The sequence below is a fragment of the uncultured Shewanella sp. genome (genome assembly GCF_947501225.1).
Classification (GTDB): domain Bacteria; phylum Pseudomonadota; class Gammaproteobacteria; order Enterobacterales; family Shewanellaceae; genus Shewanella.
In genome coordinates, this window is the sequence record NZ_CANMUW010000001.1 from 92,697 (window position 1) to 113,168 (window position 20,472).

14 protein-coding genes are annotated in these 20,472 nt (G+C 49.0%); 12 read left to right on the plus strand and 2 right to left on the minus strand.

Translation table 11 applies throughout. The features are described from left to right. Positions 1-128: 128 nt before the first annotated feature. The 3 genes from Q1B47_RS00490 to Q1B47_RS00500 all read left to right on the plus strand — a co-directional run bounded on the left by Q1B47_RS00490 (position 129) and on the right by Q1B47_RS00500 (position 4,034). Positions 129-1,418: an NCS2 family permease gene (locus Q1B47_RS00490; protein ID WP_299786939.1), complete on the plus strand. Its 1,290-nt coding sequence runs from the start codon at positions 129-131 to the stop codon at positions 1,416-1,418. Between the two features lie 165 nt (positions 1,419-1,583). Beyond that, the gene (proB, locus tag Q1B47_RS00495; protein ID WP_299788757.1) at positions 1,584-2,702 is read left to right on the plus strand and encodes a glutamate 5-kinase; all 1,119 of its coding nucleotides are present in this window, start codon (positions 1,584-1,586) and stop codon (positions 2,700-2,702) included. A 57-nt stretch (positions 2,703-2,759) separates the two neighbouring features. After that, on the plus strand, positions 2,760-4,034 hold the full coding sequence (locus Q1B47_RS00500; protein ID WP_299786941.1) for a glutamate-5-semialdehyde dehydrogenase: 1,275 nt from the start codon (positions 2,760-2,762) through the stop codon (positions 4,032-4,034). A 63-nt stretch (positions 4,035-4,097) separates the two neighbouring features. Here Q1B47_RS00500 and Q1B47_RS00505 read toward each other — a convergent pair whose 3' ends face one another. Beyond that, positions 4,098-4,406, minus strand: coding sequence for a DUF3303 family protein (locus Q1B47_RS00505; protein WP_299786944.1), 309 nt, complete (start codon positions 4,404-4,406; stop codon positions 4,098-4,100). Between the two features lie 441 nt (positions 4,407-4,847). On the opposite strand from Q1B47_RS00505, the gene Q1B47_RS00510 reads away from it, so the two are divergent. Next, positions 4,848-6,905, plus strand: coding sequence for a S9 family peptidase (locus Q1B47_RS00510; RefSeq protein ID WP_299786947.1), 2,058 nt, complete (start codon positions 4,848-4,850; stop codon positions 6,903-6,905). Between the two features lie 582 nt (positions 6,906-7,487). Beyond that, entirely contained in the window at positions 7,488-8,153 is a 666-nt protein-coding gene (locus Q1B47_RS00515; RefSeq protein WP_299786950.1) for a hypothetical protein, read from the plus strand. 132 nt (positions 8,154-8,285) lie between these two features. On the opposite strand, the gene Q1B47_RS00520 is transcribed toward Q1B47_RS00515, so the two are convergent. Continuing rightward, a complete protein-coding gene (locus Q1B47_RS00520) occupies positions 8,286-9,209 on the minus strand; it encodes a DMT family transporter (protein WP_299786953.1) in 924 nt (307 codons plus the stop codon). 323 nt (positions 9,210-9,532) lie between these two features. Here Q1B47_RS00520 and dnaK point away from each other — a divergent pair, with 323 nt between their 5' ends. The 7 genes from dnaK to carB all read left to right on the plus strand — a co-directional run bounded on the left by dnaK (position 9,533) and on the right by carB (position 20,307). Further along, entirely contained in the window at positions 9,533-11,455 is a 1,923-nt protein-coding gene (gene dnaK, locus Q1B47_RS00525) for a molecular chaperone DnaK (protein WP_299786957.1), read from the plus strand. Positions 11,456-11,556: 101 nt separating this feature from the next. Further along, a complete protein-coding gene (dnaJ, locus tag Q1B47_RS00530; RefSeq protein WP_299786960.1) occupies positions 11,557-12,693 on the plus strand; it encodes a molecular chaperone DnaJ in 1,137 nt (378 codons plus the stop codon). Positions 12,694-13,019: 326 nt separating this feature from the next. Next, positions 13,020-13,820 (plus strand): M48 family metallopeptidase, encoded by an 801-nt coding sequence (locus Q1B47_RS00535; RefSeq protein ID WP_299786963.1) that lies wholly within the window; start codon positions 13,020-13,022, stop codon positions 13,818-13,820. Positions 13,821-13,903: 83 nt separating this feature from the next. After that, positions 13,904-14,521, plus strand: a complete 618-nt coding sequence (locus tag Q1B47_RS00540; protein ID WP_299786966.1) for an FKBP-type peptidyl-prolyl cis-trans isomerase — start codon at positions 13,904-13,906, stop codon at positions 14,519-14,521. A gap of 121 nt (positions 14,522-14,642) precedes the next feature. After that, entirely contained in the window at positions 14,643-15,455 is an 813-nt protein-coding gene (gene dapB, locus Q1B47_RS00545; protein WP_299786969.1) for a 4-hydroxy-tetrahydrodipicolinate reductase, read from the plus strand. A 455-nt stretch (positions 15,456-15,910) separates the two neighbouring features. After that, positions 15,911-17,068, plus strand: a complete 1,158-nt coding sequence (carA, locus tag Q1B47_RS00550; RefSeq protein WP_299786972.1) for a glutamine-hydrolyzing carbamoyl-phosphate synthase small subunit — start codon at positions 15,911-15,913, stop codon at positions 17,066-17,068. A gap of 20 nt (positions 17,069-17,088) precedes the next feature. Then, on the plus strand, positions 17,089-20,307 hold the full coding sequence (carB, locus tag Q1B47_RS00555; RefSeq protein WP_299786975.1) for a carbamoyl-phosphate synthase large subunit: 3,219 nt from the start codon (positions 17,089-17,091) through the stop codon (positions 20,305-20,307). The last annotated feature ends 165 nt before the right edge of the window (positions 20,308-20,472 follow it).

Here is a 20,472-nt window from a genome sequence, read left to right on the forward strand (position 1 = left end):
ATGAGTACCCAATATTTTTTACGTGATTTTATGTACCTACACCATAATAACCAGCGCAATAGTCTCGGCTGGATACTCAAATATTACACCCTACTTACAACTATAAAAATTTTAAGGAACACAGTTCCATGTTGGAAAAATTATTTAAATTAAAAGAAAACCAAACAACATTAAGGCAGGAGGTAGTGGCGGGATTAACGACCTTTCTGACAATGGCTTACATTATTTTTGTAAACCCCATGATGTTGGCCGATGCGGGCATGGATCATGGTGCCGTATTTGTGGCTACCTGTCTCGCTGCCGCTATCGGCTGTTTGATCATGGGGATTGTGGCAAACTATCCTATCGCGCTCGCGCCGGGCATGGGATTGAACGCCTTTTTTACCTACACAGTCGTCGGAGAGATGGGCTATAGCTGGGAGACGGCATTGGGAGCGGTTTTTCTTTCGGGGATCTGTTTTCTGATCCTCTCTCTGGTTAAGATCAGAGAGTGGATTGTCAACAGTATTCCAATGTCGCTTCGTCTGGGGATCGCCGCAGGTATTGGCCTTTTTCTTGCCCTGATAGGTCTCAAGAGTGCCGGAATTGTCGTTGCCAGCCCGGCAACTCTGGTAACCATGGGAGATATTACCGCCTTTCCGGCTGTGATGGCCGTGTTGGGCTTCTTCATGATCATCGCCATGGTACACCGTGGAATGAAGTCTGCGGTTATCGTCAGCATTCTCTCAATAACGCTACTGGGGATCCTGTTTGGCGATGTTCAATATCAGGGTGTGATGTCAACACCTCCCTCTATTATGCCCACTTTCATGAAGATGGATCTCTCCAGTGTACTGGAAGTGAGCATGCTTTCGGTGGTATTCGCCTTCCTGTTTGTCGATCTGTTTGATACTTCCGGGACACTGGTTGCCGTAGCGCAGCGCGGAGGTTTCCTTGACGATAAGGGGCGACTGCCGAGATTGAACCGTGCCTTGACTGCTGACAGCACTGCGACAATCGCCGGTGCCATGCTGGGTACATCAACGACTACGAGTTATATCGAAAGTACCGCTGGTGTGAGTGCGGGGGGGCGTACAGGATTAACGGCTGTCGTGGTTGGAGCGTTGTTTTTGCTCTCGCTGTTCCTGTCACCACTTGCGGGCATGGTGCCTGCGTACGCGACTGCTGGTACCCTGTTCTATGTCGCTATCCTGATGATGTCGGGTTTAGTGCATGTCGAGTGGGAGGATTTAACCGAGGCGGCACCAGTTGTCGTTGTCTGTATCTTGATGCCACTGACCTTCTCGATTGCCACGGGTATCGCTATGGGGTTCATCTCCTACGCGGTGATTAAACTCTTGAGCGGACGGTTCAGAGATTTGAATATAGGCGTACTGGCTTTAGCGGCGCTGTTTATCGCTAAGTTTATCTATGGCTAGCTGTCTTCCAGCTTGTTTTTTCTTGAAGGCCATACACCGTATGGCCTTTTTTTATGGGGAAAATTCACAATTCCATCCATTTAACACTTCTTTTTTCCGGTCGACTACCAATTAGCTGCAAGATTGGGTATAACGCTAAGTTCGGCTTTATTTACTATTTTGAAAATGAACTTAAGTGAGATTGGTTACCGCCGCGTCGTGGTAAAACTGGGAACAAGCGTACTGACATCCGGCAGCCGTCAGTTGGATAAGGCGCATATGGTTGAGTTGGCGAGGCAGATGGCGTCGTTAATGAAGGCCGGGGTAGAGGTCGTACTGTGTACATCGGGAGCGATCGCCGCCGGTCGTGAACATTTGGGTTACCCGGAGCTTCCCGATACCGTTGCCAATAAACAGCTGCTTGCCGCTGTGGGGCAGAGCCAACTCATTTTAGCCTGGGCGCAACTGTTCAGCATCTATGGCCTGCATGTGGGCCAACTGCTATTAACCCGCGCCGATCTCCATGACAGAGAGCGTTACCTCAATGCAAGAGACTCTCTCAATGCGCTGTTGGCTCAGGGCATTATCCCTATCATTAATGAAAACGATGCGGTGGCGACCAATGAGATCAAAGTTGGTGATAACGATAACCTTTCGGCCCGCGCTGCTCTGCTTTGTGATGCGGACCTTCTGATCCTGTTAACCGACCAGCGAGGGCTTTTCGATGCCGATCCCCGCTCGAATCCCGATGCGCAGTTGATTAAGCAGGTGGTGAATATCGACGACAGTCTACGCATGCTCGCCGGTGGCGCCGTTTCCGGGCTGGGAACCGGAGGAATGGCGACTAAACTCGAGGCTGCGGATATTGCCAGACGTGCCGGTGTTGAGGTTATCATTGCATCGGGTCATCACCCCAAGGTGATACAGGATGCGGTCTGCAAAGAGCCAGTTGGAACTCACTTTACGGCGCTGGAAAACCCACTCGAGAGCCGTAAGCAGTGGATCTTAGCCGGTCAGGCAACCCGGGGTAAGTTGATATTGGATCAAGGTGCCCTAAATGCCGTGACTCAGAAGGGGAGAAGTCTGCTATCCAAGGGGGTCGTTGGCGTCGAAGGTAAGTTTGAACGTGGCGCAACCCTTCAGCTTGTCGATAGTGATGGCAGGGAGTTTGCGCGTGGCATGAGCCGCTACAGTGCAAAAGACCTGCAGCAGATCGCGGGTAAGCACTCGAATGATATCGAGTCTCTGCTTGGTTATGATTATGGCGATGCCGTGGTTCATCGCAATGATATGGTCGTACTTTAGAATTTAGGTTTACAGGCCGCTAAAGAGCGGATCCTCTGATAATGAAGGTGATGTGACGTGATTGAGAATAATGCAGCTTATCTGCAGACTTTGGGTAAACAGGCCAAACAGGCAAGCTATCAGCTGGCGGGCTTGACCGGTAAACAGAAGCAGGCGTTATTAAGCGCTGTTGCGAACAGCCTGACAAAAAATAGTGCCACCATCCTGGCCGCGAATGAAAGAGATGTCGCCACCGCGCGGGAGAACGGCCTCAATGATGCCATGATCGATCGCTTACTGCTCGATGAGTCACGCCTGCAGGGGGTGATAAGTGATATCGATAATGTGATAAAACTTGCCGATCCAGTCGGTACGGAGCTGGAAAGCCAGATTTTAGATAATGGTCTGCGTCTGTCACGTCGTCGTGTCCCTCTGGGAGTCATTGGTGTCATCTATGAGGCACGTCCCAACGTGACCGTTGATATTGCCGTACTGGCACTGAAAACCGGTAACGCCGTTATCCTGCGAGGGGGGAAAGAGACGCTGCAATCTAATCTGGCCCTGAGCGAAGCGATTCGTGCGGCCGTCGTAGAGCAAGGTTTACCGGCCGATAGCGTGCAACTGATCCAAAGCCCGGACAGAGCCTTGGTGAGCGGTCTGCTCAAGCTTGACCGGTTCGTCGATATGATAGTGCCCCGAGGCGGACAAAACTTGCAGCGCCTTTGCGCAGAGCAGGCAACCATACCGGTTATTTTGGGGGGCATAGGAATTTGTCACCTCTATGCCGATAAAGACGCCGATATCGCGAAATCGATTGAGGTCATTGCAAATGCCAAGGTTCAGCGCCCAACGGTCTGTAACGCACTCGATACGGTTTTAGTTCATGAGTCGATAGCGGATGAGCTGTTGCCCCGCTTATATTCTCAGCTTGCGGCATCTGGCGTCAGTTTCTATGGCTGCCAGCGAGCTCAAACCATTGCAAAGACACAGGGCATAGCCATCTTGGCTGCGACCGCAGAGAGCTATGGTCAGGAGTGGCTCTCACTGACGTTGGGCATCAAGGTCGTCAATGATATCGACATGGCAATTGAGCATATCAGAAGATACTCAAGTGGACACTCCGAGGGGATATTGACAGATAACCTACAGGCATCGGCACATTTCGTTAATGAGGTGGACTCGTCGGCAGTGTACATTAATGCCAGTACACGTTTCACCGACGGTGGTCAGTTTGGTCTTGGGGCGGAAGTTGCTGTGAGTACTCAGAAGTTACATGCCCGTGGCCCCATGGGGCTCGAGGCGCTGACCACCTACAAGTGGATCGGGGTCGGGGAATATACCGCCAGAGGGTGATTGTTCGCGAACAATAGGCGCAATTGTATATAAACTAAAGGAAGCCAGTAGGCTTCCTTTTTTTTAACTTAACTTCTTAATCATCTCTGCTGCGGACTCCATCGCCTCCTGAACCGGGCGAGCCGGAGATATTTTGGTCGATCTGAATATTCCCGGACATGCGATACGCCAAGAGTTGATCACACTTGAAACGCTTCCAACATCATCAGCCTCAACCAGTGTTACTCCCCACAGATCCGGGGTCGTGTCAAACCTCACTACCTCAACGTCTTGCGGTGGAAAGAGTCCCGCCGCCGTCAGTTTTTCTGCCGCCTTTAACCTGTCTAAGGCATCGGTTTCCTCATTCAATTCCCAATAGATTAAAAATAACATTCTCTAGCCTCCGGTAGTGATCTGGCAGCAACTCATCCCTTCGAAGGAGCTGCACTGGATGTGACTAAAAAGTATAGTCCCTTGGCAGGATTCCGGGAGATCGCAGATGTACTTCATACACATTGTTGCCGTTATCCGTAACTTTTTTATTGTAAAGAAACAGGAGCCAGACTGATGGCATGTCTCTACCTGATACTCTTCAGCGTTGAGCCTAATGGCAGGTATAACAAAATAGTAGGCCTCGATATTTAGTTAATCTCCCTCGTCGCTCCTGATTAAGCTTCATTTAATGGGTAAGTACGAAAATAGCTTAGTGTTTAGGTGAACAGGGGGAAGTCGATTCGCTATATTAGTGTGAATTCGATTAACATATGTTATTCGCCGTGTTGCCTTCTTGGGTTGGCAATGACAAAAACAATAATTTAATCAAGGAGAAGACTCGTGAAGAAAGTCGGAGCTCTACTGCTTTGCATCTTGATGCCCTTTGCATCTGCGTTTGCTGAGCAGGCTAAACCAGACCAAGTAAAACCAGAGCAGGCTACGACACTATCTGTCGATGTGTTGTGGAAATTAAAGCGTATAGGTAGTCCAACTATTTCGCCGCAGGGCGAGTATATTATTGCGCCTGTCACTCAATATGATGTGCCAGAAGACAAAGGCGCGACGCAACTCTGGCTGTTCGCCGAAGATGGTTCCAGCCAGCGACCGATAACTGCCGAAGGTATGCTGGTTAGTGAGCCGGTTTTCTCGCCAGATGGTAAGACATTAGCGTTTGTAAGTAAGCGTGATAAAGATGAAGCCGGGCAGGTGTACCTGCTGCCTATGGATAAGCCCGGAGAAGCCCAGCGTCTCACCGATGTTCCCGGTGGCGTAAAAGGCGTGAAGTGGGTGGGCGAGCATATCTACTTTATCAGCCGTGTCTTCCCCGGTAAAAGCTGGGACGAAATGGCAGAGCAGTTAAAGGCCGATAAAGAGGATAAAGTATCTGCCCGTCAATGGAATGCGCTGCCTTATTCAAGTTTTGATCACTGGATCGAGGAGGAGCGCCAGGCGCATGTTTTCCGTATTCCGGCAAAGGGGGGGGAGATTGAAGCCATCACCCAGGCGCTGAATAAGCAGCTGCCCCGCTCATCTCAAAGTGCCGCCAACTATGATATCTCTCCTGATGAGCGCCTGATTGCGTTTAACAGCAATGGTTGGGATAACAAGGTCGATCCTAAAGTTGATATCTTTCTGGCTAAGATTGGCAGCGATAAAGCGGAAAATTTAACCTCAAAAAATAATGCGCCGGACACGAACCCTACCTTCAGTCCCGATGGTAAGACGTTAGCCTTTACTCGTCAGCTTATTCATGGGTTTTATGCCGATACTGCGAATCTGATCCTATTTAATCTGAAAAAAGGCACCGAGCGCGAGATAACCACAGATTGGGACCGCTCTGTGACACGTTTCATCTGGACCGCAGACAGTAAGGGCTTTTACGCCGCGATAGATGATGCCGCAACCCGTCGAATTTTCCATATCGATGTCAAAAACGGCAAAGTAAAAGCAATCACTAAGCAAACTAACTTCGGTAAACCTTCTGTTGCCAAAGACGGTACCTTAGTGGCGGCAAACGATAGCTTTGTGTACCCGGCTCGTGTCGTTAAAATTAACCCAACCAATGGTAAAACCACACGTTTAGATAGCTTTAATGACGATATCCTTGCCGATATCGATATGGGCACCTATGAGTCGGTAACCTATAAAGGGTATAACGATGAAGATGTGCAGATGTGGGTGCACTATCCGCCCGGGTTCGACAGCAGTAAAGAGTATCCCTTGATGATGCTGATCCACGGTGGTCCCCACGGCGCGATCTCTGATGGTTTCCACTATCGCTGGAATGCTCAGACATTTGCCTCCTGGGGCTATGTCACCGCCTGGCCTAATTTCCACGGCTCAAACAGCTTCGGTCAGGACTTTACCGACAGCATCAATCCTGACTGGAAAAATAAGTCATTGGAAGATGTCTTTAAAGCCACCGAGTGGTTTAAACAGAAAGCGTGGATCGATAACGATCGTTTAGTGGCTGGTGGCGCAAGTTATGGCGGGTACCTAACCTCTATTATCTTAGGTCAGGAGCATCCGTTTAACGCCCTGTTTATCCACGCTGCGGTATATAACATGTACTCGCAGATGGCGGCAGATTTCTCGGTGCATAGCACCCGGTTCGGCAACTACTGGGAGAAGCCGGAAATTTATAAAGCTATCTCACCCCATTACGGCGCTGAGAACTTCAATACGCCAACCTTAGTGGTGCATGGCCAGCTGGATTACCGTGTCCCTGTGGGTCAGGGTTTCGAGCTATTCCGTACCCTGCAAACCCGTGGCGTCGAATCCCGCATGATCTACTTCCCCGATGAAAACCATTGGATCATGAAGCCGAATAACTCTATCTATTGGTATAACCAGGTTGAAGACTGGATGACTAAATATGCCGAGCCAGGTGGGAAGTAGCCTAAGCTGAGGTACTTTAGCTAGGTAGTTTGTGAGCACCGCTCATTGATACTTGAACAATGCCGCACCAACCACAGTGCGGCATTTTTATATTTGAAGCTAGGATTAGGGGGGCGGAGCTAATTAAGTTTGCGCTGTGCTTCAAAGCTAAACCCAAATCGAAGAGATAACTTTCTCGAAATCAGAGTCAGGTGTGAACGCGGCTGTGACCGTCCGTGACAGGGATGTCACGGCCGAAGCTATAGGGACATACTTGTGCTGTGTCACAGAAGTGTTTACACAATCCTCGCCGGGAAGGCGGTAGATAACAATGCAATATTGGTATGTAGAATATTGCCAAATACCAAAACCGCCAAATGACACCTACCTAAAATATACCCAGACATCGTTTTCCAACAAGCTATTAACCAATAGTGAAAATCACCAACCAGTAGCCTAATCTGCGAATAAACTAAAATGATTCCATCCACTTTCTAAATTCAATTTGATTAATTGTTTGAAATACAATTAAAAAATAAACTTGGCTTGGCTTTTGCTGTATCTGTATATATTCCAAGGGAATCCAATGACAGGATGGCACAAATGAATAAGCTAATAAAAAAACTTCTTACAGCGACCCTCAGCAGCTTACTGGTTATCTCGGCGGCTTTTTCGACCTTGGCTGTCACCTCGGCCCAAGCCGATGGTGACAGAACATTGAGCCAGCTCTATAGCTATAACGGTCAGGAGGTGGTGCTCGATATGGATGTGGGTTCAGTTGAGATCTTCGCGACCGATGAGCAGGAGATCAGGGTCGAGGTGGTGGTGAGTCAGACCGAGACCAGTTGGTTCACGCTCTGGGGCAGTGCGGATATCGCTGGTGTCGAGTTGGATGTGGCTCTGAGTGCTAAAAGGGTTACCCTTAAACTGAGTGAGCAGGATGACATTAAGCAGGAGTGGAAGATATACCTTCCCCGCCAGGCGGCGGTTAATCTCAATGTCGGTGTCGGCAATGTAGAGGTTGTGGAGATGGAAAATGATATCGATATCGATCTGGGAGTTGGTCATGCACAGGTGAAACATAACGTCACCTTCGCTGCGACCTCCCTCGAATCAGGAGTCGGAGAGGTGTCGGTGAGGGAGTCAGGCAAAAAGGTAGCCGTCGAGCGTAACTTCGTTCGCCAAGCTTATTACAATGAGGAGCAAAGTGGTCTTGGGGAACTGCATGTCAATGTTGGTGTGGGCCAGATAGAGATCGAGCGCTATTAATAAGCCGCCCTGTTGATTAGGGCTTCGGCATAACTCGGAAGGGTGCCATCCCTTCATTTACAGCTTCGGGTTGGTGACCGATAATTAAGCCCACGTGATGTGGGCTTTTTAAGGGGAAAATTATCTGCTTACCTACACAGATTCTCCAGAGGTCGGGGCTTTGCTGCGCAGCTTATTCAGATGAGGCAGTAGCTGCTGCAGGGCAAGCGCCGTTAAGATGAGGCTGAGTCCTATATAGGTCGATGTGGCGATCTCCTCTTGCAATATCCAGGCGATAAAACCGATGGACATGACCGGAGACATGAATACCATAGTGCTGATACTGGCGGTGCGATCAGCCTTTTTCAGCGCCACTAACCAGAGGACGAAGGTGACGCCCATCTCGAACAGGCCCACATAGATACCGGCAGCAAATGCCTGGAAGTTCCAGCTTGGCAGTGCCTGTGTGAATAACAGAGTGCCTAAGATAAACGGAAAGCCAACAAGAAAGCTGAGCAGCAGACTGACGACGGGATCGCCTTTATCTTTAGTGTTGATGATCCAGTAGAGTGACCAGAGCAGGGTGCTGGTCAGTGCCAGCATGACCCCGGTGCCGCTCTCGAAAGAAAATCCGGTCAACTCACCATTGGTGGCGATTACGAATACACCAAAATATGCAATGACCGCTGCCGTTATATCACTCTTTCTCAGTTTCTGTGCTAACAGAGGCACCGAAAGCAGTGGCAGCAGGATGGCCCAGGTGTAATTAAGCGAGAGTGCCTGTTGAGCCGGCAGAAGATCGTAGGCTTTAAATAGCACCAGGTAGTATAGGAACGGATTGAGTAACCCGGTCTGCAGGTAAAACAGCGGACGCTGAGAGAACTGTTGTTTTATCAGGTTTAGTTTTCGCTGAGCCGTGAGAATAAGCCCCAACGCGAAGATAGAGGTTAATACGGCTATAAACACCAGCTGCAGCGGACTCAAGTGCGCTAGCGCCAGCTTAAAAGCGGTGGCAACAGTAGACCAGAGGCAGATAGCGCCAATGCCATACAGATAGGCCTGATTGGATTGTTTCAATGAATTTACTCTTACAACATAGATGACTAAATGATGCACTCGAAGTTTCTACTGCATCACACCTTAAGATTGCATGCATTATACGGTATCCTTTTTGTCAATTGTGAGTTTGGGATCAAAAAATTTACCGATGTGACTAATTTTTCCCTAATGCCCCTTGTATTCGATATCAACGTCCCAATATAGGGTGTTAAGGAAAGATATCGGGAAAACGGGATTGGAAATTAAAGCTGATATTTAGGCTTGAAAACCCTTGAGTCCATCCCCATATCTCCAATCAGATAACAAATTTAGTTTTATAGAAAGATTTCAGGAGCACCACAATGGGTAAAATTATTGGTATCGATTTAGGCACGACTAACTCTTGCGTAGCCGTTTTGGATGGCGACACACCACGCGTATTGGAGAATGCCGAAGGCGATCGTACTACCCCGTCAATCATTGCTTACACTGGTGAAGAGATCTTAGTGGGTCAACCTGCAAAGCGTCAGGCTGTTACAAACCCAACAAACACTTTCTTTGCGATTAAGCGTCTTATTGGTCGCCGCTTTAAAGATGATGAAGTTCAGCGTGACGTTGACATCATGCCGTTCAAGATCATCGATGCAGATAATGGCGATGCATGGGTTGAGGCTCATGGTAAGAAGATGGCTCCGCCACAAGTTTCTGCTGAAACTCTGAAAAAGATGAAGAAAACTGCCGAAGACTTCTTAGGCGAAGAGGTGACTGAAGCGGTAATTACAGTTCCAGCTTACTTCAACGATTCGCAGCGTCAGGCGACTAAAGATGCCGGCCGTATCGCTGGTCTTGAAGTAAAGCGTATCATCAACGAGCCTACAGCGGCCGCACTTGCTTACGGTATCGATAAGAAGCAAGGCGACAACATCGTTGCGGTATACGATTTAGGTGGTGGTACTTTCGATATCTCTATCATCGAAATCGACAGTGTCGAAGGTGAGCAGACTTTCGAAGTTCTGGCGACTAACGGTGACACACACTTAGGTGGTGAAGATTTCGATAACCGTCTGATCAACTACCTTGCTGACGAGTTCAAGAAAGAGCAATCTCTTGACCTACGTAACGACCCGCTAGCGATGCAGCGTCTGAAAGAAGCGGCTGAGAAAGCTAAGATTGAGCTTTCAAGCACGACACAGACTGAAGTTAACCTGCCTTACATCACTGCCGATGCAACAGGTCCTAAGCACTTAGTGGTTAAGATCACTCGCGCTAAGCTTGAGTCTCTGGTTGAAGATCTGATCACTCGCTCACTTGAGCCGTTGAAAGTCGCTCTTGCTGATGCCGACCTATCAGTATCTGATATCAACGAAGTGATTCTTGTTGGTGGTCAGACTCGTATGCCTAAAGTTCGTGAAGAGGTTTCTGCTTTCTTCGGTAAAGAGCTGCGTCAAGACGTTAACCCAGACGAAGCAGTTGCTATCGGTGCTGCAGTTCAAGCTGGTGTACTGGCTGGTGATGTAAAAGACGTACTTCTACTGGACGTTACACCTCTGTCTCTGGGTATCGAGACAATGGGTAGCGTAATGACTAAGCTTATCGAGAAGAACACTACTATCCCGACTAAAGCTTCACAAACATTCTCGACTGCTGACGACAACCAAAGCGCCGTGACAATTCACGTACTTCAAGGTGAGCGTAAGCAATCAAGCGGTAACAAGTCTCTGGGTCAATTCAACCTGGAAGGTATCGAGCCGGCTCCACGTGGTATGCCACAGATTGAAGTTGCTTTCGATATCGATGCCGATGGTATCTTGCACGTATCGGCTACCGATAAGAAGACGGGTAAGGCACAGAACATCACCATTAAAGCCTCTTCTGGTCTGAGTGACGAAGAAGTTGAAGCTATGGTTCGTGATGCTGAAGCACACGCTGACGAAGATGCTAAGTTTGAAGAGCTGGTTACAGCTCGTAACCAGGCCGACGGCATGGTTCACGCGACTAAGAAGCAGATCGAAGAAGCGGGTGAAGCATTACCAGCCGATGAGAAAGAGAAGATTGAAACGGCTATTTCAGCGGTAGAAGCTGCCGTTAAAGGTAGCGATAAAGAAGCTATCGAGAAGTCAACTCAAGAGCTGATGGAAGCATCATCGAAGTTGATGGAAATTGCCCAGGCTAAAGCACAGGCTGAGCAGGGACAACAGGCTCCGGAAGGTGAAGCACAAGCGGCTAAGCCTGATGAAGATGTTGTTGATGCTGAGTTTGAAGAAGTGAAAGACGACAAGAAATAATATAGGCTAACCCCTAAATTATTTTCTGCGGGCGTTAGGGGAAACTCTAACGCCCGTTGTCACAACATTAGCTACAACTTCAGCAAAGAAAGCGTGAGATTATGTCAAAGCGAGATTATTACGAAGTATTAGGTGTCGGCCGTGATGCCAGCGAACGTGAAATTAAAAAGGCTTACAAACGTTTAGCCATGAAATTTCATCCGGATCGCAACCCAGGTGATAAGGCGGCAGAGAGCAGCTTTAAAGAGGCCAAAGAGGCTTATGAGATCCTGACGGACGCGGACAAGAAAGCGGCTTACGATCAGTTTGGCCACGCTGGTGTCGATCCTAACCGTGGTGGCGGTGGCTTTGGTGGCAGTGCCGATTTCGGTGATGTCTTTGGCGATGTCTTCGGTGATATCTTCGGTGGTGGTCGTCGTGGCGGCGGTCAGCGCCAGGCTGCACGTGGTAGCGATCTGCGTTATAACCTTGAGCTCTCTCTGGAAGAGGCGGTTAAAGGTTTAACTAAAGAGCTGCGTATTCCAACATTGGCAGCCTGTGATGCATGTGATGGCAGCGGTGCCAAGAAAGGTACCTCACCGACAACCTGTGGAACATGTCATGGTCAGGGCCAGGTGCAGATGCGTCAAGGCTTCTTTGCTGTTCAGCAGGCCTGTCCTACCTGTCATGGCCGCGGTAAGATCATCAAAGATCCCTGTAACAAGTGTCACGGTGAAGGTCGCGTCGAGAAGAGCAAAACTTTGTCGGTTAAGATCCCGGCTGGCGTCGATAACGGCGATCGTATTCGTCTCTCAGGCGAAGGCGAAGCGGGCGAATTTGGTGCCCCACCAGGTGATCTGTATGTACAGGTCAGTGTTCGTGAGCATGCTATCTTCGTGCGTGACGGTAACAACCTGTACTGTGAAGTGCCGATCTCTTTCAGTAAGGCTGCGCTTGGCGGCGAGATCGAGGTGCCGACGCTCGATGGTAAGGTTAACCTTAAGATCCCTTCCGAAACTCAGACCGGCCGTATGTTCCGTATGCGTGGCAAAGGCGTAAAGTCTGTTCGCAGCCATGCTGTTGGTGACTTGCTGTGCAAGGTTGTGATGGAGACGCCTGTTAAGCTTAACGAGCGTCAGAAAGAGCTGCTTCGTGAGTTCGATGAGACCCTAACAGGTTCATCTTCTAAGAAACATAGCCCTAAGGCTGAAGGTTTCTTCGATGGCGTGAAGAAGTTTTTTCAGGACCTGAATAGTTAAAGTTCGCTTTGCTATATGAAGAAGCCTCGCAAATGCGGGGCTTTTTTGTACATGGCCGAAAATGTTCCCGACATTTTTCGGCATTTCCTCCATCCATGGAGGTCAGATGTGCTTATCCCTATATGCCATGGATGGTGTAAGCGGGGGGGGGGGGTAATGCTGAGGCAGGAGCTAGGTTATTCTCTATGTAGGAGCGGCTTTAGCCGCGAATGTTTATGCGCTATCTTTTTGTTTGCATTTATCGTCTAATTTAAGTCTTAAGACTCTGATTGTCTGAGCTTGCATTCAGCTACAAGTTTCATCGTTTTTATAAAGGATTATTGTCCATGAAAATCTTAGTTATCCTATTCACTGCTCTCCTGTTTTTGAGTGGCTGTGCCACCCATCAATCACCGACAGGCCGAAATCAGGTGTTACTTTTCTCCTCCGAAGAGATCGAACTGATGGGCGCTAGTTCATTCGAGCATATCAAGCGGCAGGAGACGATCAGTCACAATGCGGAGCAAAACCGCTATGTAAATTGTGTCGCCGACAGGATCACTGCGGTGCTGCCAGGCAGTGACCTATCATGGGATGTCATCGTGTTCGAGTCTGAGCAGGTCAATGCTTTTGCACTACCCGGTGGCCATATCGGAGTTTATACGGGCCTGCTACAGGTGGCTGAAAATGAGCATCAATTAGCGACCGTAATTGGGCATGAAGTGGCGCATGTCATTGCCAATCACAGTAATGAACAGGTTTCCCGTGCACAGCTGTCGGGCATAGGTATGCAGATTGCTGATGCGGCATTGGGTGCGGGCGGGAGCAGCAACAAAGAGTTATATATGGCCGCATTGGGACTCGGGGCGCAAGTAGGCTTTATCCTGCCTTATGGTCGGGAGCAGGAGAGCGAAGCTGATATCATGGGGGTAGAGCTGATGGCGCGTGCGGGATTCGATCCGGCCCAAAGTATCGAGTTATGGCTAAATATGGCTAAACGAGGCGGAGAGCAGGGGCCCGAACTGTTGTCGACACACCCCTCTCACGGTCATCGAATCGATGATTTAACTAAGATGCAGCAGCAAGTCGGGCCTTTATATCAGGCCAGTCAATCTGCCGATAAAAACAGCTGCCATTTTATGAAATAATCCATTAGTTATAAGGAATCTTTGTTGGGAGTATGGTAAAGTGTCGCGCGAAATTTAATTGAATCATTGAGAGTAGGATTATTATGTCTGACAAGTTCACTACTATTGAAGAGCAAGCAAGTTACGGTGTGGGTCGTCAACTAGGTGAGCAATTAGCTGCCAACTCATTTGAAGGTATCAATATCTCAGCTGTACAGCTAGGCCTTTCTGATGCGTTTGACGGTAAAGAGAGCCAGGTTGCGATGCAAGATCTTCAAGTTGCTTTTACTGAGATCAGTCAGCGTATTCAGAAAGTTCAGGAAGCGGCTGCTGAAGCTGCATCGGCTGAAGGTGCATCTTTCCTTGCTGAAAATGCTAAGCGCGAAGGTGTTCATACTTTGGATTCCGGTCTTCAGTATGAAGTTATCAGCGAAGGCGCAGGTGATAAGCCAAGCCTGGACTCAACAGTTCGTACCCACTACCACGGTACTTTCATCAATGGTGATGTATTCGATAGTTCAGTTGTACGCGATCAGCCTGCCGAGTTCCCGGTTTCTGGTGTGATTGCCGGTTGGACTGAAGCACTGCAGCTAATGCCTGTAGGTGCTAAGTGGAAGCTATATGTTCCTCATCACTTAGCCTATGGTGAGCGTGGTGCCGGTGCATCTATCCCTCCATATTCGGCGTTGGTATTTGAGGTCGAGCTTCTCGACATTTTGTAATATTAAAAGCCTAAGCTGATGCTTAGGCTTTTTTTTGGAAAAAATATCTGTTGTGCAGTAGTGTTAAAGAACTGATTGTTGTGAAAAGAGTTAAAGAGTTCTTATATTTAGGGAGTCAATGATGAGTGAACGAGTAAGAGTGGCTATTACGGGCGGTAGTGGCCGCATGGGACGAACTCTTATCGAAGCCGCCAGACAACAGCCAAACATCTTATTAGGTGCCGCCATCGAAAGAGCGGGCTCCACTTTGATAGGTGTCGATGCAGGTGAGCTTGCCGGTGTGGGTGCAATGAATGTAGCTATTACCGATTCACTCGATAAGGTTGTCGATGATTTCGATGTACTTATAGATTTTACCTCTCCTGAAGCGAGTGTTGTTCACACAGATTGGTGCGCCAGAAATGGTAAGGCTATCGTTATCGGAACAACCGGTTTTAACCATGCCCAGAAAGAGCAGATCTCGGCTTACGCAGAGACTGCACCTATTGTGATGGCGCCCAATATGGCTGTTGGTGTTAACCTGATGTGGAAGTTACTCGAGGTTGCGGCAAAAGTCATGGGGGACTATACCGATATTGAGATTATCGAAGGGCACCATAGATATAAGAAAGATGCACCATCGGGAACGGCCCTGAAGATGGGGGAGGTTATCGCAGAAACCTTAGGCCGTGATCTTGAAAAGTGTGCCATCTATGGTCGTGAAGGGATCACTGGTGAACGAGATCGTGAGACTATCGGCTTCTCTACTATTCGTGCCGGCGATCTGGTCGGTGAGCACACTGCTATGTTTGCCGATATTGGTGAGAGGCTTGAGATCACTCATAAGGCGTCGAGTCGAATGACCTTTGCCAACGGTGCCATGCGTGCCGCATCCTGGGTCGTAGAGCAAGATCCCGGCCTTTACGATATGCAGCAGGTATTAGGACTCAATTAGAGTCAATGAAAACCGTCAATTCGACGGTTTTTTTATGCATGGCCTGAAATGTTCCAAACATTTCATGGCATTCCCTCCATGACCCGTAGGGATATGGGGAATGTCTGAATGCTATCGGGAATAGCACTGACCCGTGGAGGTCAGAGCATTTATCCCTGAACACCAGGACGGTGTAGGAAGGGGTTTATGCATGGACGCATTTATCCCTGAACACCAGGACGGTGTAGGAAGGGATTTATGCATGGACGCATCAGTCCCTTTCACCTGCTGCACATTTCCGCTGTTTCTGGCGGTCATGGCTTAGGTGAAATTTTTTTGAAGAAAAAATAAAAAAAGATAGACGAATCACAGGAAAGCATATATGCTTGTCCGAATTTGTCAAAATTTCGCTTTTGTGCGGAAGTTGGTATTTTAAAAACAAACAAAACCATTATATTTCAGTGGCTTGGCTCTTTATGGAGGTCGCGTTGACAAAGTCTGCCTTACTCGTACTCGAAGATGGAACCGTATTCTCTGGCACAGCAATTGGTGCCGATGGACATGCTGTCGGTGAAGTGGTTTTTAACACTTCAATGACCGGATACCAGGAGATACTGACCGATCCGTCTTACTCTCGCCAAATTGTAACTCTAACCTATCCTCATATTGGTAACACGGGTACCAACGATGAAGATACCGAATCTGACTCGGTTCATGCTTGTGGTCTGATTATTAGAGATCTTCCTTTAATTGCCAGTAACTTTCGTAATCAGCAGAACTTAAGCGATTACCTTAAGGCCAACAATATCGTTGGTATTGCTGATATCGATACTCGTAAGTTAACTCGTATTTTGCGGGAAAAAGGAGCGCAGGCTGGATGTATTCTGGTCGGTGAACAGGATGTGGCTAAGGCTCTGGCCGAAGCTAAAGCTTTTCCTGGCTTAAAGGGCATGGATTTAGCCAAAGAGGTGACCACTGAAACCAGTTATCAGTGGCGAAGCGGAAGCTGGCGTCTAGTCGGTGGCTTACCGGATGATACACCTGAGTCTGAATTAAAATATAAAGTCGTTGCTTATGACTACGGAGTGAAGCGTAATATCTTACGTATGCTTGTCGACCGTGGCTGTGATGTAACGGTTGTACCGGCCAAAACACCGGCCGCAGAAGTCTTAGCCATGAACCCCGACGGGATCTTCCTCTCCAATGGCCCGGGTGATCCAGAACCATGTGATTATGCTATCGAAGCTATCCAGCAGATCTTAAAAACGGATATTCCAGTGTTTGGGATCTGTCTCGGACACCAGTTGTTGGCATTAGCTTCCGGTGCAAAAACTTCGAAGATGAAGTTCGGCCACCATGGTGCCAACCATCCGGTCAGTAACATCGAACAAGGTAACGTAATGATCACCAGCCAGAACCACGGTTTTGCAGCTGATGAAGATAGCTTGCCTGCCAATATTAAGGTGACACATAAGTCGCTGTTTGATGGTTCACTGCAAGGAATACATTTGACGGATAAGCCTGCATTTAGCTTCCAGGGACACCCTGAGGCGAGTCCGGGCCCTCATGATGCGGCTCCACTGTTCAATCACTTTATTGAACTGATTGAGCTTTATCGTAAAAACGCCAAATAGTCCGGGAGAAGATTTTAAAGATGCCAAAACGTACAGATATAAAAAGTATTCTTATCCTGGGCGCAGGCCCGATTGTTATCGGTCAAGCGTGTGAGTTTGATTACTCGGGTGCCCAGGCGTGTAAAGCGTTGCGTGAAGAGGGGTACCGGGTCATCCTGGTTAACTCCAACCCTGCAACAATTATGACTGACCCGGAGATGGCCGATGCGACCTATATCGAGCCGATCCATTGGGAGGTCGTGCGCAATATTATTGCCAAAGAGCGCCCTGATGCCATTTTACCTACCATGGGTGGACAGACTGCACTTAACTGTGCGCTTGAGTTGGAAAGTAAGGGCGTATTGAAAGAGTTCAATGTCGATATGATCGGTGCCACCGCCGATGCTATCGATAAGGCGGAAGATCGCAGCCGTTTCGATAAGGCGATGAAGGCCATCGGGCTCGAGTGTCCGCGTGCGGGAATAGCTCATACCATGGAGGAGGCACAAGCTGTCCTCGATGAGGTTGGCTTCCCCTGTATTATTCGTCCCTCGTTCACCATGGGGGGGACCGGCGGTGGTATCGCCTATAACAAGGAGGAGTTCGAAGAGATCTGTACCCGTGGTCTCGACCTCTCTCCAACGAATGAACTGCTTATCGATGAATCTTTAATCGGCTGGAAAGAGTATGAGATGGAGGTGGTTCGCGATCGTAATGATAACTGCATCATCGTCTGTTCCATCGAAAACTTTGACCCTATGGGGGTTCATACCGGTGACTCGATCACCGTAGCGCCGGCCCAGACCCTCACCGATAAAGAGTATCAGCTGATGCGTAACGCATCGCTGGCGGTTTTGCGTGAGATTGGTGTCGAAACCGGTGGTTCAAATGTTCAATTTGGTATCAACCCGGTTGACGGACGCATGGTCATCATCGAGATGAACCCGCGTGTTTCCCGCTCATCGGCGTTGGCATCTAAAGCGACCGGTTTCCCAATCGCTAAAATAGCGGCAAAACTGGCAGTCGGCTTCACCTTAGATGAGCTGAAGAATGACATCACCGGTGGTAACACCCCGGCGTCATTTGAGCCCGCCATCGACTATGTGGTTACTAAGCTGCCACGCTTTAATTTTGAGAAGTTTGCCGGCTCCAATGATCGTTTAACGACTCAGATGAAGTCTGTTGGTGAAGTGATGGCCATAGGCCGTACTTTCCAGGAGTCACTGCAAAAGGCACTTCGCGGCTTAGAGGTGGGTAAGAACGGCTTAGACCCGATTATCGATATCGATGAGCCGGAATCCTTAGCCCGTATTCGTCATGAGTTGCAAGAGCCGGGTGCCGAGCGCATCTGGTATATTGCCGATGCCTTCCGTGCCGGTTTAACTGTCGATGATATCTTCGGTTTAACTAAGATCGACCCCTGGTTCCTGGTTCAGATGCAAGATCTGCTTCAACTCGAGTCTCAGGTTAAAGAGCTTGGTATGTCAGGGATGAACGAAGCCTTCCTGCGCCAACTCAAGCGTAAAGGCTTCTCGGATATTCGCCTCTCACTGCTACTGGGAGTGAGCGAGTCTGAGATGCGTAAGCTGCGTCAAAGGCATGAGATCTTCCCGGTTTACAAGCGTGTCGATACCTGTGCGGCCGAGTTTTCGACCGATACGGCTTACATGTACTCTACTTATGAGGAGGAGTGTGAGGCAGCACCATCTAACCGCGATAAGATCATGATCTTAGGCGGTGGACCAAACCGAATAGGTCAAGGTATCGAGTTTGATTACTGCTGTGTACATGCGGCGTTGGCGCTTCGTGAAGATGGTTACGAAACCATCATGGTTAACTGTAACCCTGAGACGGTATCGACCGATTACGATACGTCTGACAGACTCTATTTTGAGCCGGTTACACTCGAAGACGTCCTGGAAATTGTGCGTATTGAGCAGCCTAAAGGCGTGATCGTTCAATATGGCGGCCAGACTCCACTTAAGCTGGCTCGCGCTTTAGAAGCCGCGGGTGTGCCGATTATCGGTACCAGCCCGGATGCGATTGACCGTGCAGAAGATCGTGAGCGTTTCCAGCATGCGATTCAGCGTCTGGAGATGAGACAACCTGAAAACGATACGGTAACCACAGTTGAAGGCGCGGTGATCTCTGCTGAGCGTATCGGCTACCCCTTGGTGGTTCGTCCATCATATGTACTCGGTGGTCGTGCGATGGAGATCGTATATGACGAGCAGGATCTGCGTCGTTATTTCAATGAGGCCGTTAGCGTTTCTAATGCCTCACCTGTATTGCTTGACCACTTCCTTGATAACGCCATCGAAGTCGATATCGATGCGGTCTGCGACGGAAAAACAGTGGTTGTCGGTTCAATCATGGAGCATATCGAGCAAGCGGGGGTTCACTCCGGTGACTCAGGCTGTTCACTGCCGCCATACTCACTGAGCAAAGAGATCCAGGACCAGATGCGTGAGCAGGTGGGTAAACTTGCGATGGAGCTGGGGGTCGTTGGTCTGATGAATGTTCAGTTTGCGGTTCAGGACAACATCATCTATATGATTGAGGTTAACCCTCGAGCTGCACGTACCGTACCTTTCGTATCGAAAGCCACCGGTGTGCCACTGGCTATGATTGCCGCACGTGTGATGGCGGGGCAAAGTCTCGAAGAGCAGAACTTTACTCAGGAGGTGATTCCACCCTATTACTCGGTTAAAGAGGTGGTGTTACCGTTTAACAAGTTCCCGGGTGTCGATCCTCTGCTTGGCCCGGAGATGCGCTCTACCGGCGAAGTGATGGGGGTTGGTGAAACGTTTGCCGAAGCCTACGCTAAAGCACAACTTGGGGCGACCTCGGCCGTGCCTAAGTCCGGTCGTGCACTGCTCTCGGTTCGTAACAGTGATAAGAAGCGCGTTGCCGACCTGGCCGCGAAATTGATTTCACTCGGCTACGAGATAGATGCAACACATGGCACAGCTGTTGTGCTGGGTGAGGCGGGAATTAACCCGCGTCTGGTTAACAAGGTACATGAAGGCCGTCCGCACATTCTTGACCGTATCAAGAATGATGAGTACACCTATATAGTTAACACGACCGAAGGTCGCCAGGCGATCGAAGATTCACGTCAGTTGCGCCGGGGAGCGCTGAGGTATAAGGTCAATTACACGACAACTATGAATGCGGCGTTTGCGACCTGCATGGCTCACTCAGCAGATGATCGTAGCAACGTAAACTCTGTGCAGGAGTTACACAGCAAAGTTAACTAACTAGGGTTACTTAATAATAAAAGGCCGCTTTTGCGGCCTTTTTTGTCCCTGTTGCTTTTGGGATTACACTTTTAAATTAATGAATAGGGATTCACAAAGAGTGATGAACTTGTGATTCAGCTATTTTTTTGATGTGGTTTTATCTTGATTATATCGAGAGTACTG